6 protein-coding genes and 2 pseudogenes are annotated in these 16798 nt (G+C 70.3%); 3 read left to right on the forward strand and 5 right to left on the reverse strand.

The window, feature by feature from the left end:
- Positions 1-62 precede the first annotated feature (62 nt).
- The 4 genes and pseudogenes from R2B38_RS51440 to R2B38_RS46170 all read right to left on the reverse strand — a co-directional run.
- Positions 63-4522 (reverse strand): annotated as a pseudogene (locus R2B38_RS51440) (type I polyketide synthase); the annotation flags it as partial.
- A gap of 162 nt (positions 4523-4684) precedes the next feature.
- Positions 4685-7666, reverse strand: a pseudogene (locus R2B38_RS51445) (AMP-binding protein); the annotation flags it as partial.
- 367 nt (positions 7667-8033) lie between these two features.
- Positions 8034-9227, reverse strand: coding sequence for a cytochrome P450 (locus R2B38_RS46165; RefSeq protein WP_318022188.1), 1194 nt, complete (start codon positions 9225-9227; stop codon positions 8034-8036).
- Positions 9228-9446: 219 nt separating this feature from the next.
- Positions 9447-10079, reverse strand: coding sequence for an FMN-dependent NADH-azoreductase (locus tag R2B38_RS46170; RefSeq protein WP_318022189.1), 633 nt, complete (start codon positions 10077-10079; stop codon positions 9447-9449).
- A 1694-nt stretch (positions 10080-11773) separates the two neighbouring features.
- Here R2B38_RS46170 and R2B38_RS46175 point away from each other — a divergent pair.
- Complete coding sequence (locus R2B38_RS46175; protein ID WP_318022190.1) at positions 11774-12778, forward strand: response regulator transcription factor; 1005 nt, start codon at positions 11774-11776, stop codon at positions 12776-12778.
- A gap of 276 nt (positions 12779-13054) precedes the next feature.
- Entirely contained in the window at positions 13055-14158 is a 1104-nt protein-coding gene (locus R2B38_RS46180) for a Gfo/Idh/MocA family protein (protein ID WP_318022191.1), read from the forward strand.
- Positions 14159-14824: 666 nt separating this feature from the next.
- On the opposite strand, the gene R2B38_RS46185 is transcribed toward R2B38_RS46180, so the two are convergent.
- Complete coding sequence (locus tag R2B38_RS46185) at positions 14825-15502, reverse strand: DUF4328 domain-containing protein (RefSeq protein ID WP_318022192.1); 678 nt, start codon at positions 15500-15502, stop codon at positions 14825-14827.
- Between the two features lie 419 nt (positions 15503-15921).
- On the opposite strand from R2B38_RS46185, the gene R2B38_RS46190 reads away from it, so the two are divergent.
- Complete coding sequence (locus tag R2B38_RS46190) at positions 15922-16716, forward strand: SDR family oxidoreductase (protein ID WP_318022193.1); 795 nt, start codon at positions 15922-15924, stop codon at positions 16714-16716.
- The last annotated feature ends 82 nt before the right edge of the window (positions 16717-16798 follow it).

The raw sequence follows: 16798 nt of genomic DNA on the forward strand, positions 1-16798 counted from the left end.
GCGTCGCTCCAGTAGCCCCAGGCAAGGGAGACACCGGGCAGACCGGACCGGCGGCGGTGCAGGGCGAGCGCGTCCAGGGAGGCGTTGGCCGCTGCGTAGTTGGCCTGGCCGGGGTTGCCGAGGACACCGGCGGCGGAGGAGAAGAGGACGAACGCCGCGAGGTCCGCGTCCCGGGTCAGCTCGTGCAGGTGCAGTGCGGCGTCCAGTTTCGGCCGCAGGACGGTGTCGACCCGGTTCGGGTCAGGGCGGTGACCACGCCGTCGTCGAGGACGCCGGCGGTGTGGACGACGGCGGTGAGCGGGTGTGCGTCCGGTACGGCGGCCAGGAGTGCCCCGACCGCGTCCCGGTCGGCGGTGTCGCACGCGGCGAGGGTGACGGTCACGCCGAGAGCGGTCAGTTCCTCGCGCAGTGCCGCCGCTCCGTCGGCGTCCGGCCCGCTCCGGCTGGCCAGCAGCAGGTGCCGCACACCGTGGTCGGTCGCCAGGTGCCGGGCGACAAGTCCGCCGAGCGTCCCGGTACCGCCGGTGACGAGCACGGTGCCGTCGGGGTCGAGCTCACGCCGAGGGCCTTCGGGAAGCGGGGTGCGCATCAGCCGAGGCACGGAGACCACGCCACCGCGCACACGGATCCGGTTCTCCCCGGCGGCCAGGGCGAGCCTTACGGCCTTCACGGCCGCCCTCTCGTCCGAAGCCGCCGAGTCCTCAGAGGCCGACGCACCGTCGCGGTACTCATCGCCATCGGCGTCGGGGTTGGGGTCGTGGTCGTGGTCGTGGTCGTGGTCGACGAGGACGATGCGGTCCGGGTGCTCGGACTGCGCCGACCGCAGCAGACCCGACACGGCGGCCACGGCGAGTTCGTCCTCGGCACCGCCGGGGATCAACACGACAAGGCGGGTGGACGCCAGGGAGGACTCCGCCAACCACGCCTGGAGAACGGCCAACGCGGCGGCGACCGCCGCACGCACATCGGCGGACGCGCGCCCGGCCTCGTACAGCAGGAAGTCCGGTACCACCGCCCGGTCCGCCGCGACGGCAGCGACGTCCTCCGCACCGGCAACAGCCACTGCGGTGCCGGCGTCCTCGGTCATCTCCCCTGCGGGCAGAGGCAGTTCGGCCCAGTCGACCTGGAACAGGGCATCATGCGCCGCCGCGTCCGCGACACCCGCCCGCTCGGGCGAGAACGGCTCGGCGACGACGGCGTCGGCGTTCAGCACCGGCGCGCCGGTGGCATCGCGCAGTTCTAGTCGGGTATCCCCGGCAGTGGTACGGGCCGAGTGCACCCGCACCGCTGCGGCACCGGAGGCCAGCAGGGTCACGCCGCTCCACCGGGCCACGATCATGCCTTCGGGGAGGGCCGTCCGGACCGCCGCGTCGAGCAGCGCCGGATGCAGGCCGTAACGGTCGGCGTCGCCGAACGCGTCGTCCAGGGCGACATCGGTCGCGGGGCCGTCGTCCGGCAGCGCGCTGCGGGAAGCGGCCGGAGTGACCGCCCCGGTCGCCAGCGTGCCGTGCGCGTGACGAGTCCAGGCAGCGTCCAGACCCGCGTCGTCCGATCGGGAGTACACCCCGATAACTCGCCGCCCCTGGTCGTCGGCCTCCCCCACGGTCATCTGCACGGCCCTGCCCCCGCGCAGCGGAAGCACGACGGGCCGGTCCACGACCAGGTCCTCGACCACGGGACTGCCGACCTCGTCGCCGAACCGGACGGCCGACTCGACCAGCACGGCGCTCGGTACGACCACGACGTCACCGACGGCATGATCACCCAGCCAGGGGTGAGCGGCCACCGACCACCGCGCGGTGGTCATGAACCCACCGGAGTCCGGCCGCCCGATGATCGCGCCGATGAGCGGGTGGTCGGCGGTGACCTGGCCGAGGGAGGCGGCGTCGGTCGCGGGGGCGGTCTGGAGCCAGTAGCGCTGGTGGTCGAAGGCGTAGGTCGGCAGATCGAGGTGACCGGCGTCCGCACCGTCCGGCAGCATGCCGGTCCAGTCGACGGGCACGCCCCGGACGAACAGTTCGGCCATCGAGGTCAGCAGCCGGCGCAGACCACCCTCGTCACGGCGCAGCGAACCACTCACCACAGCATCGCCGTCCGCTTGGTCGACGATCTCACTGACCGGCTGAACAAGAACGGGGTGGGCGCTGGACTCGACGAACACCGTGTGGCCCTCGGCCAGGAGAGCCGCGATCGCGGGACCGAAACGGACCCGACTGCGCAGGTTGCGGTACCAGTAGCCGCCGTCCAGGACATCCGCCTCGCGGACCCATTCACCGGTCACGGTCGAGTAGAAGGGAACCCGGGGCGCCTGCGCACGAATGTCGGCGAAGGCCTCCCCCAACGTCTCCTCGATCGCCTCGACGTGCCGGGTGTGGGAGGCGTAATCCACTGCGACCCGCCGCACCCGCACACCGTCCGACGCCAGGACATCAAGGGCCTCGTCGAGGGCCTCGGCGTCACCGGCGATGACGACGGACGCCGGACCGTTGACCGCCGCGACCTCAACCCGGCCCGCCCAGCGTTCCAGACGCTTGAGCGCGTCCTCCTCGGCCAGCGCCACCGAGGCCATGCCACCACGGCCCGCGAGACTCCCGGCGATCACCTGGCTGCGCACCGCCACAATGCGGGCAGCGTCCTCCAACGACAACGCCCCGGATACGCACGCGGCGGCAATCTCACCCTGCGAGTGACCCACCACCGCATCCGGCACCACACCCACCGACGCCCACACCGCAGCCAGACCCACCATCACCGCGAAGCTCGCGGGCTGCACCACATCGACCCGCTCCAGGAGTTCAGCCGGAGCGTCCCCCCGCAGCACATCGACGAGCGACCAGTCGACCCAACGCTCCAACACCTGCGCGCACTCGGCGACCCGCTCCGCGAACACCGGTGAGGAATCCAGGAGTTCACGACCCATACCGACCCACTGCGAACCCTGCCCCGGAAAGACAAGCACCGTCCGACCCGCAGTCTCGGCACTCCCGACGACCACGCCAGGCACGGACTCCCCGCGCGCCAGCGCACGCAGCCCCGCCAACGCCTCCTCCCGCGACCCAGCCGCCACCACCGCCCGCTCCGACAACACCGCACGCCGCGAGATGAGCGCTGTCGCGACCTGCGACAGCGACTCCTCACCCGCCTCTACGAAGGAGACAAGCCGTTCCGCCTGACCAGCCAGCGCGCCCACACTCCGTGCCGACACCACCAGCGGCACCACACCATCAGCCACCGGAACCTCAACCGCCTCCACCTCCCCGGCCGGCGGCTCCTCCAGAACCAGATGCGCGTTCGTCCCACTCACACCGAAAGACGACACCGCAGCCCGACGCGGCCGACCCGTGACCGGCCACTCCCGCGCCTCCGTCAACAACTCCACCGCACCCGCCGACCAGTCCACCTGCGACGACGGAACATCAACATGCAACGTCGGCGGCATCACACCATGCCGCAGCGCCAACACCATCTTGATCACACCGGATACACCCGCAGCCGCCTGCGTATGACCCACATTCGACTTCAACGAACCCAGCCACAACGGCCGTTCAGCAGACCGATCCTGACCATAAGTCGCCAGCAAAGCCTGCGCCTCGATCGGATCACCCAGCACCGTCCCGGTGCCATGCCCCTCGACCACATCCACGTCCGACGTCGACAGACCGGCGTTGGCGAGCGCCTTGCGGATGACGCGCTGCTGCGAAGGCCCGCTGGGCGCTGTCAGACCGTTGGACGCACCGTCCTGGTTGACCGCCGAACCCCGCACGACCGCCAGCACCTTGTGGCCCTTGGCCCGGGCCTCGGACAGCCGCTCCAGGACGACGACACCGGCGCCCTCGGCCCAGCCCGTACCGTCCGCGGCATCCGCGTACGACTTGCACCGGCCGTCCGAGGACAGTGCGCGTTGGCGCGAGAACTCCACGAAGGTGTCCGGGGTCGCCATCACTGTCGCGCCACCCGCCAGCGCCAGCGAGCACTCGCCTTGGCGCAGCGACTGGGCCGCCAGGTGGATGGCGACGAGGGACGAGGAGCAAGCTGTGTCGACAGTGACGGCCGGGCCCTCGAAGCCGAACACGTACGACACGCGTCCCGACGCCACGCTCGACGCGGTGCCCGTGGCAACGAAGCCTTCGAGTTCGGCCGGAGCCGCGCCCGTCGGTCCGTAGCCCTGGCCCATCAGGCCGGAGAACACCCCGACATCACGGCCCTTCAGCGTTCCCGGAACGATTCCGGCCCGTTCCAGCGCCTCCCACGAGGTCTCCAGGAGCAGTCGCTGCTGGGGGTCCATCGCGAGGGCCTCACGCGGTGAGATCCCGAAGAAGCCGGCGTCGAACTCCCCGGCCCCGTCCAGGAATCCGCCCTGGCCGGCGTAGGACGTGCCCGTCTTGTCCGGGTCGGAGTCGAACAGCTTCTCCAGGTCCCAGCCGCGGTCGGTCGGGAACGCGGACATCGCGTCGCGCCCCTCCGACACCAGTCGCCACAGGTCCTCCGGGCTGCCCACACCGCCCGGCAGCCGGATGGCCATGCCCACGATCGCGATGGGATCCGCGGGGTCGGCAGTCCCGTCCGGGGCCTCGTCGGGTGCCGTCTGCCCGGCGGTGTCGTGCAGTCCCAGGATCCGGCCGCGCAGGTGTGCGGCGAGGGCCTCGGGGGTCGGATGGTCGAAGGTCACTGTGGTCGGCAGGCTCAGTCCGGTCCGTTCGGTCAGGCGGTTGCGCAGCTCGACAACGGCGAGGGAGCCGAGGCCGAGGTCGCGGAAGGACCGGTCCGCCGGGATCGGCTCGGGGCTCGCGGGGGTACGGACGGCGGCGGTCAGTTCGCGGACCAGCCGGTCGAGCAGGGTGAGTTGGGCCCGCTCGTCCAGGTCGGCCAGGCGTGTGCGCAGGGCGGCGGTGATCGTCTCGTCGGCCTGGGCCGCGGCGCGGGGCTCCTGTTCGATCAGGGTGTCGAGGAGCCTGCGCACCCGGTCGTCCGGGTCGGTGGTGGTCGGCCGGAGCGCCAGCAGGGCCGGGGATCCGGAGGTGATCAGTACGTCGAAGACACCGGGGCCCTCGTCCGGCCGGCCGAGCGCCAGCAACGAGCCGGGCAGTCCGCGGCGTCGGCGGCCGCGGACGACGGATTCGGTGAGGGCGGCGGTGACCACCGCTGGGGCGCGGCTCCCGGACTCCGCACCCAGCAGTGCGGCGGCGTCGGTGACCGCGACGAACGCGGCGGGCTCGTCGGCGGTGGTCAAGTCGTCCAGTACCTGGGCGAGTTCGGGGTCGGAGGCGGTGTGCACGACCGCAGTCACCGGACCGAGTCCGGCCAGCGCCACCCGCAGTTCCTGCGGATCCGAGCCGTCGGCCACGACGCGGACGATCTCCGCGCCGCTCGTCGCCGGGTCGTCCTGGCTCAGCCCGTCGTCGGTGTCCGCTGCTCGGACGGTTACCAGGCGTCGTACTCCGTGCGCGGTGACCAGGTGTCGGGCGAGGGCCGCACCGGTCTCGGTGTCGGCGCCGGTGACGACCACGGTGCCGTCGAGCCCCGGCACCGCGGAGCCCGGCGCGTCGACGACAGGGACTCGGCGGAACGCGGGACGCAGCAACCGCCCGTCTCGTACGGCGAGTTGAGGCAGGCCCGAGGCGACGGCGGCGATCAGCGCCGAGGCACACTGGGACTCCGGTGTACGGGCGTCGAGGTCGACGATCGTCAGCGGTGTGCCGCCGCTCCCGGTGGTCTGTACGGCCCGTGCGGCCGCCCACAGCCCGGCCTCGGAGCGATCCGGCGTGCCGTCCCGGTCGGTGACGCCCACCGCGCCCCGGGTGAGGACGACGAGCCGCGACCCGGTCTCCTCTGCCCAGCCTGCGAGGCGGTCCCCGTCCGTGTCCGCTTCCGCGAGCACCGTCACTTCGGGGGCCGGGTCACCGGCGGCGCGAGACGTCGGGAGGTCCGTGTAGTGCTGTACCTCGGCGGCACCGGCCCGCCGGAGGCCGGCCACGATGCCGTCGGCGACGGCGGTCCGGCCCACCACAGCCCACCGGAGGTGCTCCGGGGCGTCGGAGGTGACCGCCAGCTCGCTCCAGTCCGGCCGCAGGAGTCCCTCGTGGTGGCCGTCCGCGGCGTACCGCAGCCGGGCCGGCAGGTCGGCGAGGAGGCGGCGCACGATCTTCCCCGAGGCGGTCCTCGGGATGGTGCGGGTCTCGTGGATCCGCTCGGGGAGCTTGTAGACGGAGAGTTCGGCGCGGCAGTGGTCGAGCAGCCGGGCGAGGTCGATGCCGTCCGGACCGGGGACCACCCAGGCGACGGGTACCTCGCCGAGGGTGTCGTGGGGCATGCCCGCGACTCCGGCGTCGGCCACGCCTTCGGCCCCGCGCAAGGCGGCCTCGATCTCGTCGGGATGGATGTTCTCGCCGCCGCGGATCACGAGGTCCTTGAGGCGGCCGCAGATGGTGAAGTAGCCGGCCTCGTCGCGCCGGGCCAGGTCGCCGGTGTGGAACCAGCCGTCCTGCACGGCTTCGGCGGTGGCCTCGGGGCTGTTGTGATAGCCGACCATGACGTTCGGCCCGCTGACCCAGACCTCGCCCTCCTGCCCGACGGGTACGTCCTGCCCGGTGCTGGGGTCGACGATCCGGACGCCGACACCGGGCACGGGCAGGCCGCAGGAACCCTCGACCACGTCGCCGTCGGGCGGGTTGATGGTGATGGCGCCGCAGGTCTCGGTACTGCCGTAGGCGTCGACGAGGGGGACGCCGAAGCTCTCCTCGAAGGAGTGACGCAGTCCGGGGCCGGTGACGGCTCCGCCGACGAGTCCGATGCGCAGGTCGGGCAGGGAGAGGCCGGTGCGCCGGGCGGTGGTGACGAGGTGGTGGTAGGTGGTGGGGACGCCGGCCAGGAAGGTGGACCGGTGCTCGCGCAGCGCGGTGAGGATGTCGTCGGCCGAACTGCCGTCCATGATCCGGGCGGTGGCGCCGGCGACGGTGACGGACAGGACGCAGGCGATGTGGGACAGGCTGTGGAAGAGCGGCAGCGGCCACAGGACGCGGTCGTGCTCCGAGAGCCCGGGCACGGGGATGTAGCAGGAGGCCACGGAGTAGAGGCAGTTGCGCTGGGTGGAGAGGACGCCCTTGGGACGGCCGGTGGTGCCCGAGGTGTAGAACATCCAGGCCACCTCGTCGAGACCGAGGTCGTCCGGGGCCTGGGTGACGGGTTCGGTGACGGCGAGTTCCTCGTACGCCGCGGCGCCCGGCACCGGCGTGGGCCCGGCACCGGTGCCGTCGCCGAAGGCACCGGCCACGACGACGGACACCTCACGTGTCCCGCGGGGAACCCATCGCAGAAACGTCTCGGCATGAGCGGCGCCGGCAAAGGCGAACACCGCGCCGCTGTCGGCCAGGAGGTATGCCGTCTCGGCCGGGGATGCCTGCGGATTGACCGGTACGCCGATGCCGCCGGCCCGTACCACCGCGAGGTAACTCTCCACCATGGCAACCGAGTTGCCGAGGCACAGGGCTACCCGGTCGCCGCGCCGGACACCGAGGGCGGCCAGGTGACCGGCGAGCCTCCTTGTCCGGGCGTCGAGTTCTCCGTAGGTGACCGCGTGCCGGTCGTCCTCGAAAGCGATCTTGTCCGGGAACCGGACTGCGTTCTCCCGGAGGATGACCGGGAGCGGGGTGATCAGGTCAGGACGCACCTTGCCGCGAACTCCTTCCGGAGATCAGGGGTGGGCAACTGTTGGTCCGGGAACGACGCGCAGGGGTGAGCCGGCTCGATCGTGTGACGACCGGCTTCCGGGCTTGTGTTGTCCTGGTCCGGCTGGACCGAGGTGAACGAGGCGGTCCGGGACACCGGATGCGGTGGCCGGCCACGGTGCCTCTGCTCCGTCCGCCCGGTGGTTCAGGGGCTCCCCCTCACCAACGGCCGTACGTACTTGGCCACTTCGTGAGGGGCTCCGCCCGCGGGCCGCATCCTGGACAGGATGCGTCGCCGCCCTGGGTGTGACGGCGGACGACCGCGGGCACTTCACACACCCTTGGGACGGTGAGGAATCATCCAGCGGATTACCAGGAGACGGGCAGACTCTTCACCGAGAACACGGACCCCTTCGTCCGCAGCGGAATCTCGTCGGCCGGCACAGCCAGCCGCAGGTCGGGGAAGGCTTCCAGGAGGGAGCGGAAGCCGGTGCGCAGCACGAGGCGGGCCAGGTTCTGGCCCACGCACTGGTGGACGCCGTAGCCGAAGGCGACGTGCCCTGAGGTGTCGCGGCCGAGGTCGAGGTCGGCGGGACAGCCGAACTTCGCGGGGTCGCGGTTGGCCGCCGGCAGGGAGACGGTGACCGTCTCGCCCTTCGTGACGAACTCGCCGCCCAGCTCCACGTCCTCCAGGGCGGTGCGGAAGGTCTCGTACTGGTTGACGGTGACGTAGCGGAGGATCTCCTCCACCGCGTCGTCGATCTTCGACAGGTCGCCGCGCAGGGCGGCCAGTTGGTCGGTGTGGTGCAGCAGGGCGAAGGTGCCGGTGGCGAGCGCGCCTTCGGTGGTCTCGTACCCCGCGAAGAGCAGCAGGGTGGTGATGTTGCCGAGTTCCTCGTCGGACAGCTCACCGGTCGCGATGAGACGGCTGACGATGTCGTCGCCGGGTGTGGCCTTCTTGCGGGCGATGGTGCCGTGGACGAACTCGCCCACTTGCTGGAACACGGCCATCGCGGCCTGCGGGTCGCCGAACGGGTCGTTCATCACGGCCGGTGCGTCGGCGAAGCGGTCCCGTTCGCTGTAGTCGAGGCCGATCAGCGGGGCGAGCACCTTGAGGACCAGAGGCCTGGCGAAGACCTCCAGGAAGTCGCCGGTGCCACCCTGGGCACGCATCTCCGCGATCTGCTCGGCGGCCACCGCCTCGACGACGGGGGCCAGCCGGCTGACGCCGCGCACGGTGAACTCCTTGGTCAGGAGCTTACGGAAGCGGGTCTGCTCCGGCGGGTCCATGTGGATGAACATGCCCGGCATGGCCGGGAACTGCGGGACCGGGCCGCCGTACTTGGTGACCGGGAAGTGTCCGATCTCCAGGCTGTGGCTGAATCTGGGGTCGCCCAGGACCTGTCGTGCCAGCTCGTGGCTGGTGGCGATCCAGCCGACATGGCCGTCGGGGTAGATCATCCGGGCGAGCGGGCGTTCCTTCCGCAGCTCGTCGAAGAGAGCGGGCGGGTCGAACTTGTCGATGCGGGCCCAGGCGTCCTCGTACGAGATCGCTTCACTCATGAAGCCTCTTCTCCGATCCGTGCATCCGTATGGCTTCGGGCCATGCCTGCGCGCACGGAAACAGGGCGTCCGCACGCGCGGGGCATCTTCTGAACGTCTCGCCTCGTGCTGCACGCGGCTGCCGCTCCCACGCGGCGGCCCGCCGGCCCCGCCGAAGAGGACTGTGGAGGGGACGGCAAGCCGGTGCGGACTCCTACCGGGTCCGCGGGCGCGCAGGGGTCAGACGGACAACTTCTTGAGGGTCTCGTGGGCGGTCGCCAGCGACTTCTCTCCCAGCGGCTTGAGCGCCGCCATGGCCGGCACGATCCCGGCGAGGGTCAACTCGGCGTGCACGAAGGTGAGATCGTCCGCGAGGCCGATCGAGCTGAGCACGGCCCGCAGGTACGCCTCCTGGTAGTCCCAGCCTTCGCGGGGAGTGCCCGGCGCGTAGGAGCCCCCACGCGCGGTGACCACGATGACGGACTTGCCGCTGAGCGCACCGGACTCGGCCCCCGGGGGAACCATGTGGGCCGGGCTGACCAGCAGGTCGATCCAGGCCTTGATGGTCGACGGGATGGTGTAGTTGTACATCGGCACGCCGAGCACGATCGTGTCGGCGGCGCGCACCTCAGCCGTCACCGCGTCGACGAGCGCCTTCTCGTCAGCCGTCTGACCGTGGTCGCGGCTGGGGTCGAGAACGTACTCGCGCACCGCGTGGGTGATGTGCGGGATGGGCTGCGCGCCCAGGTCACGGTAGACGTAGTCGGCATCGGGGTGGTTCTGCCGCCACTGGGTCGCGTAGTACGAGGTCAGCTGGCGCGAGGTGGAGCCCTCAGTACGGATACTCGCATCGATGTGAAGAAGAGAAGACACAGAAGACCTCTGAATTTTCCTGGGTAGTTCGTAAGGACGGCAGACGGTTCGCGAAAGCGCAGATCCGACTTCGCCGAGTCTAGACAGATCTGCCTTCGCGGGGCATCCCTCAGTCTGGTAGCCCCCGACCGGGGCACGGTGTTCCAGGGGACGTCACGGGGGTCTCGACGCCTTTCGCGCCGATATCGGCGACCGTCCCGCCACGCCAAAATCGTGAAAGGAAACGTCTCGGCCATTCTCGACCGAATTCCAGTCATCACCTTTCGGATGCACGTCGGATACAGGTCAACTTCGGGACCTCTATATCCGGCCACAGAAAGGACGGCCACCGGCGTCCCGGCGACCCTGAGGCGACGCCGCGCGCGTGCCGGTCTCGTTACCGGCGGCGGGGGCCTCGGCGGAACCGCGTGAGCCGTGGCAGCTGAAGCCGGCGGCCGCGAGGAGCACGCGCGCTCGCCACCGTCCCGGTCGATGACCCGGCAGACGGCGACACCCCGACCGCACCACGGCACGTGAGCGGGTCGCGGGGCCGGCCGAGCGGCGCGGGGCGGCCACGGAGCGGCCAGGTCGCCCGCCGAGTGCCGGCCGATGAGGGAGCTGCCCCCTGCCACGGCTCCAAGTCCGCTGCCCCATCGGCGCGTTGGCCACGAAAGTCACCGCAGCCAAGGACGTCGAACCGGTGCTCACCAGCTTCCCGCCCCGTACTGGACATGGCCGAAATCTCCGGCCGGACGACCAGTTTCCCCGAGTTCATCACCCAGCCCCCGCACCTCCCCATGACCGAACTCCCCCCTCGGTCCGCCGCCGTCCCACGAGCACCGCACCGCCCGGCGCTTCCGCCCCGGCCGACGGACCCACGACGCGACCGGCAGTAATCGCCACCAGGTCCGATTCAACCCGCGATCTTGGCATTGCGGGTGCCTCGACATCTTTCACGGCGATATCGCAGCCACAGGCCGCACCAAAAATCAAAAGGGGGCCTCTCGGCCATTCTCAGCCGAATTCTGGTCATCATCGAACGGCCGTGCGGTACGGATGGGCCCAGTCCCCACCCTGGATATCCCGTCGCCGAAAGCATGGCCACCCGTGACCGGCCACAGCTTGGTCTCGCGCGTCGGCAGCGCTGCCCACCTCAGCTTTTCGGCTCATTCACCTGGACTGAATCCCCCATTCCGGTTTCTCGGGCATTCGGGAATAGCTGGACGACACGCCAGCCTGCATCTGCTTGACAGAATTCCGTGCCTGATCGCAACCTGAGACGCACCTTGAGCACCGCTAAGTCGTACGTCTGCCACATGATTCAGCCCGGGAAGACAACGAGCGATCGACCACGCTCAGCGAACAGTGGGCCGCCGCCAGGCCTCACTGGTCCCGATTCGGAGGCAAGAGTGTCCCTTCAGGCATCCGTGGTTACCGGCCCCCCTCTTCACAGGTCAAGTGAAGTGGGTCGCCTAGTTTCCGCTTCGGTGCAGTCCTGGAACAACGGCCAGTTGGGCAGAAGCATGGGCCTCGCCTCAATGGCCACAGCGATGGAGGCGACCGAACCGAGGACAGGCAGTTCACCGAGCGCGAGAATCTGGTACGCAACCCTGGTGACACGCGCCCGAGGCCTAGCGTCTGCCACGAGGATACTTACTGAAGATCAGTCAGCTGTCCATAGTTTCACCGAAGTTAACGGACAGCCGGACGAATTGATGTGCGAGGCGGAAACCGCACTGGCCCGGGGGGACCTGGACTCCGCCACGGCAGCGGCCGAGGCGGGCCTGCGCCTGGCGCAGCAGACGGGACACCGTCGACCGGTGCCGATCGGAAATCTCGTGATGGCCGTCAGCGCCACCCGACGGCTGGATCCGAACGTCGGCCTCGTCTACGCGAACCGGCTGCGGGACAACGCCCTGTTCGGGCACTCGGTCCTCATGCCGGGGCAGTGCGCCTGGGCTGTCGCACAGGCCCTCGAAGCCCGGGACGGTACGGCGAGCATCGCCTCCCTCCTCGTCGACCTCGTACATGACAAGGCGATGACCCAGGAGTTACTCGTGTCGCAGCCGGCCGCGGCGGCCTGGCTGGTCCGGGCCGCCCTGAAGCTGGGTGACGAGACCATCGCCGCCCGCATCGTCTCGCAGGCCGGCGAACTGGGCGCCCGCAACCGGACGTTCCGCACGATCCAGGCCTCCGCCGCCCACGCCAAGGGCCTCCACGAGAAGAACGCCGCGGTTCTGGACCGGGCTTCCGCCCTCCACCTGGACCGATGGGCGCGTGCCTCGGCCCTGGAGGACGCGAGCGCCGTACGGTTCACCCGCCGCTCCGAGCACGACCAGGCGGCCGAACTCCTCAAGAGGGCGGCAGACGGATACCGGACGGTCGGCGCACGGCGCGATGTCCTGCGCGTGGCCAGCAAACTCCGTGAGCTGGAGGTCAACGGCGGCCGGACTCCCCTCAAGCCCGGACGCTTCCGGCGAGCAGGAAGCCAGTTGACCGACACCGAGTACGCGGTCGCCGACCTGGTCAGCCAGGGTCTCACCAACGGGCGGGTCGCCCGCCAACTGTTCATCTCGCCCCACACGGTGGCCTTCCACCTCAAGAAGATCTTCCGCAAACTGGACGTGTCCTCCCGCGTCGAGCTCGCCAGCACCTGGACCCGCCTCCCGGAGGAACACACGACGGCTCCCGGTCATGTCGCCGGCTACGTGGGAGCCTGACATGCCCAGACCGCAGTGCCGCGGCCCGGTTGAGCCAGCTCTTCAAAACCGGTCGGTCGACCGGTCCGTCCTGGCCTTCGGCAACGGAAGGGGCTACGGCGTGAGCCGGTGGTGTTCCGCCAAGTCGGAGGACAACGTTATCGTCGGCCATGCAACGAGGTCGGGACTCCGAGGCTGACGCACTGGGCGTCCGGTGGCCGGCACACCATCCCGGCCACCGGACGCCGTCTCTGACCGCGACCGGCACTACAAGCCCCGGTGCGGGAGGAGCAGGCAGTGAGCGCAGCACCCATACGGTTCGGCATCGTGGGAAGCGGCTGGCGGGCCGAGTTCTTCGTGCGGCTGGCACGAGCGCTGCCCGAACGCCTCGCGGTCGCCGGCGTGGTGACCCGCTCCGCCGACCGCGCCGCCCACGTAGCGGCGGAATGGGGCGTGCCGAGCTTCCGTACGGTCGACGAACTATGCGCCACCGCACCGGAGTTCGTGATCCCCTCGGTGCCGTGGGAGGTCACACCGCAGGTCGTACAGGAACTCGTCGAGCGCGGGACACCGGTGCTCGCCGAGACCCCGCCCGCACCCGACGTGCCGGGACTCGGCAGGCTGTGGGACGCCGTGGGCGCCGCGAAGCGCCCAGGGGGCGGCGCCCTCGTCCAGGTCGCCGAGCAGTACACGCTCATGCCCGGCCACGCCGCACGCCTCGCCCTCGTACGGCGAGGAGTGATCGGCGCGGTCAGCTCCGTACAGGTGTCCTCGACGCACATGTACCACGCGATGTCACTGATCCGGCACACGCTGGGTGTCGGTTTCGGACCCGCGACCGTCACCGCGCGGGCCTTCACCGCCCCTCTGGCCGACCCGCTGACGCCGGCCGGATGGACGGACGACCTGACTCCGAAGGACGCCGTCACCACGCTGGCCCTGCTGGACTTCGGCGCGGCCCGTACGGCGCTCTACGACTTTACGGACAACCAGTGGTGGAACCCGCTGCGGGCCCGCCGGATCGTGGTGCGGGGGACACTCGGCGAGATCGTCGACGACGCGGTGGTGCGCATGGCCGACCCGCGCACTCCGGTGGAGTCCGCGCTGACGCGCCGCCGTACCGGCACCGACCTCAACCTGGAGGGGTCCGAGGTCCACCACATCTCCTTCGACGGCGACGTGGTGTGGCGCAACAAGTACGTGGGCGCGCGCCTGTCCGAGGACGACCTCGCCGTCGTGGATCTGCTGTGCCGTACGGGCGCGTGGGTACGGGACGCCGGCCCGGAACCGTACCCGCTGGCCGACGGCTGCCAGGATCACCTGCTGGCGCTGGCCTGCGAGGAATCGGCCCGCACCGGGACACCCGTGACGACCACGGTGCAGCCGTGGGCGGGCAATTGACCCCACGCAACGCAGGCCGCACTCTGCCGCCCCTCCGCCCCGGCCCCGTTCCACCGGCATCGCGACCGACCGCCGGTCGGCCATGGACGTCAGCCGCAAGGACCCTGCACTCTCAGCACCACACCACGCTCTCCGGGCCCACGACGTTCTCTGCCACTTGACGTGCTCACATGATGGCCGGATCCATCGCCAGGTCTTCCCCACCCGCCCGGATTCCCCGCCCGGGTGCGCAATGTCCTCGGGCCATGGACGTGCCGCTGGCCCGAACTGTCGGACGACCATCCACGACTGGTCCAGGCTCGCGCCGTTGACGGCGAAGGCGCCGGCGCTCTGGAGGCATTTGCCGCTGTTGACGGCTGCGCCGGACGGACTCAACATCGCGGCCGGCGAGGACGTCCGCCGGCTCTCCCGGCGACATGCCACTGACCTCGCGCTCCCGGAACAGACCTCCCGGGCAGCCTGCGCTTGAGGCAACGGTCCATTTCGCCCCGGGTCGCCTTCCTTCATACGGCGCTCGTGGCAGTCCTGGGTACGTGATGGGTACGTGAGTCGACCCGCGAGCAGGTGAATACGATGCGGTGACACACAGCGCCCGTCCGCCGGTCGCCACCGTGGTCGGGCAACGGAGAAGAGCTGGACCCCGTCCGTACCGCGCCGCCCCGCACTTCACACGTGCGCACCGGCCGCCACGTGGACGAGACCCTCGCCGTCATGCTCCACCTGTATACGCGTGACGCCCCGCACGACCATCGCCCCCGCGACAGCAGCCCCGACGAGCACGAGGTCGGACAGCACGAGCGGCCAGACATTGTCGTAGGCGCGGGCCATGAGCTGGTCGGTGGAGTTGCGGTAGACGAGCCCGACTCCGCTGAACGTACCGATCAGCCACAGCGCCCACCACACGTTGACCACCCGGGGCAACCGCGGGCCGGCCGCACTGTCCCGGTACACATCGGCGATGATCGCGCGCGGAATCCAGAGATTCCCGATGGGCACGACCCACCCGAGGAGCACCCAGAACCCGCTGTAGCGGGGTGCCCGCCCGGACATGAGCCGCGCGTTGGCACGCACTCGCCCGAGCCACACCAGGAAGGCGACGGCGCACACGGCGGTAACCACACCGCCGGCGGAACTCACGAGGTGATACCCGTCCTCCAGCGAGGTCAATGCCCGATGCCGACCGTCGCCCTGATCCGGCAATCCGCTCGGAGGCTTCCCGACTCCGGCCAGCCGCATCTCCCACCCGGCCCGCACGGCCCAGGCGGCGCCGGCGAGCAGCAGGGTGGAAGAGGCGACGAATCCGGCGGCCCGGACGGGCCCCAAGGTGACCATGTGTTCATTCACAGGGTGATCCTTACGCACGGGCGACGCAGGAAGCCATGCCTGTTACCGACCTGGGACGGGCACCGTCCCAGCGCACCATGTCGAAGTGTCGTCGAACTAGGTGGCGGTTTCGGCGAGGCATGCGTTGATGGTCAGTCATGTCCGGTGGGACGTGGGGATCTGACGAACGATCAGTGGGCCAGTCGCAGGTGGCGGGTCGCGCCCTGCTGGGGGCCAAGGACCACTGACTCGCCATCACAAGCAGGTGCTCGTCCGCTCCCTGCGTGGTGACCGGCACGGCGGGCGCGTCGTACGGGCAAGGGCAGGGGCCGATCCGCGCTTGCTTGGAGTGCACCTCAGGGCCCTAGCGTCAAGACAGCTCGACCGAACACCCGACGCGTCGACGCAGCATCCCGCACGACCAACGAGAAAGACGGCAAGTGGTAGACAACCAATTCACAACGCATACAGAACTCTTCGATCTGCGAGGAAAGCGCGCGCTCGTCACCGGTGGCACCAGAGGCATCGGGATGATGATCGCGCGTGGCCTTCTCCAGGCGGGCGTCCACGTGGTCATCAGCTCACGCAACGCAGAAGCGTGCGCTAAGGCGCAGGAGCAGCTGTCCGCATTCGGTGAGGTGCGGGCCATCCCCGCCGACCTGTCCCGCCACGACGAGTGCCGGCGACTGTCCGACCTCGTCACCGCCGACTCGGAACGTCTCGACATCCTCGTCAACAACGCGGGCGCCCTGTGGGACGAGCCGCTGGAAACGTTCCCGGACGAGGCCTGGGACACGGTCGTCGACCTCAACCTGAAATCGCCGTTCTGGCTGGTCCAGGCGCTCCTGCCCGCACTTCGCAAGGCAGGCACCGCCGACGACCCCGCCCGGATCATCAACATCGGCAGCATCGCCGCCATCCACATCCCCCAGCGGCCCAACTACTCGTACTCCAGCAGCAAGGCCGCACTGCATCAACTCACCAGGGTGCTCGCCAAGGAACTGGGACCGCAGCACGTCACCGTGAACGCCGTGGCGCCGGGACCGTTCCCGTCGGCGATGATGGCCGCCACCCTCGACGAGCTCGGCGAGGCGATCGCGGCGTCGGCCCCACTACGCCGGATCGGCCGCGACGACGACATGGCTGGTGTCGCCGTATTCCTCGCCAGCCGGGCAGGCGCATACCTCACGGGCACCGTGATCCCCGTCGACGGCGGCATCGCCACAACCGCTTAGACCGCCTGCCCCTACCTCGCTTTCACGCGCCCGGACGCAGGACGTCACGCGGGCGGCGCCGGGCGGGCGGGCCGGCAGTCGC

This window comes from Streptomyces sp. N50 (assembly GCF_033335955.1).
Classification (GTDB): domain Bacteria; phylum Actinomycetota; class Actinomycetes; order Streptomycetales; family Streptomycetaceae; genus Streptomyces.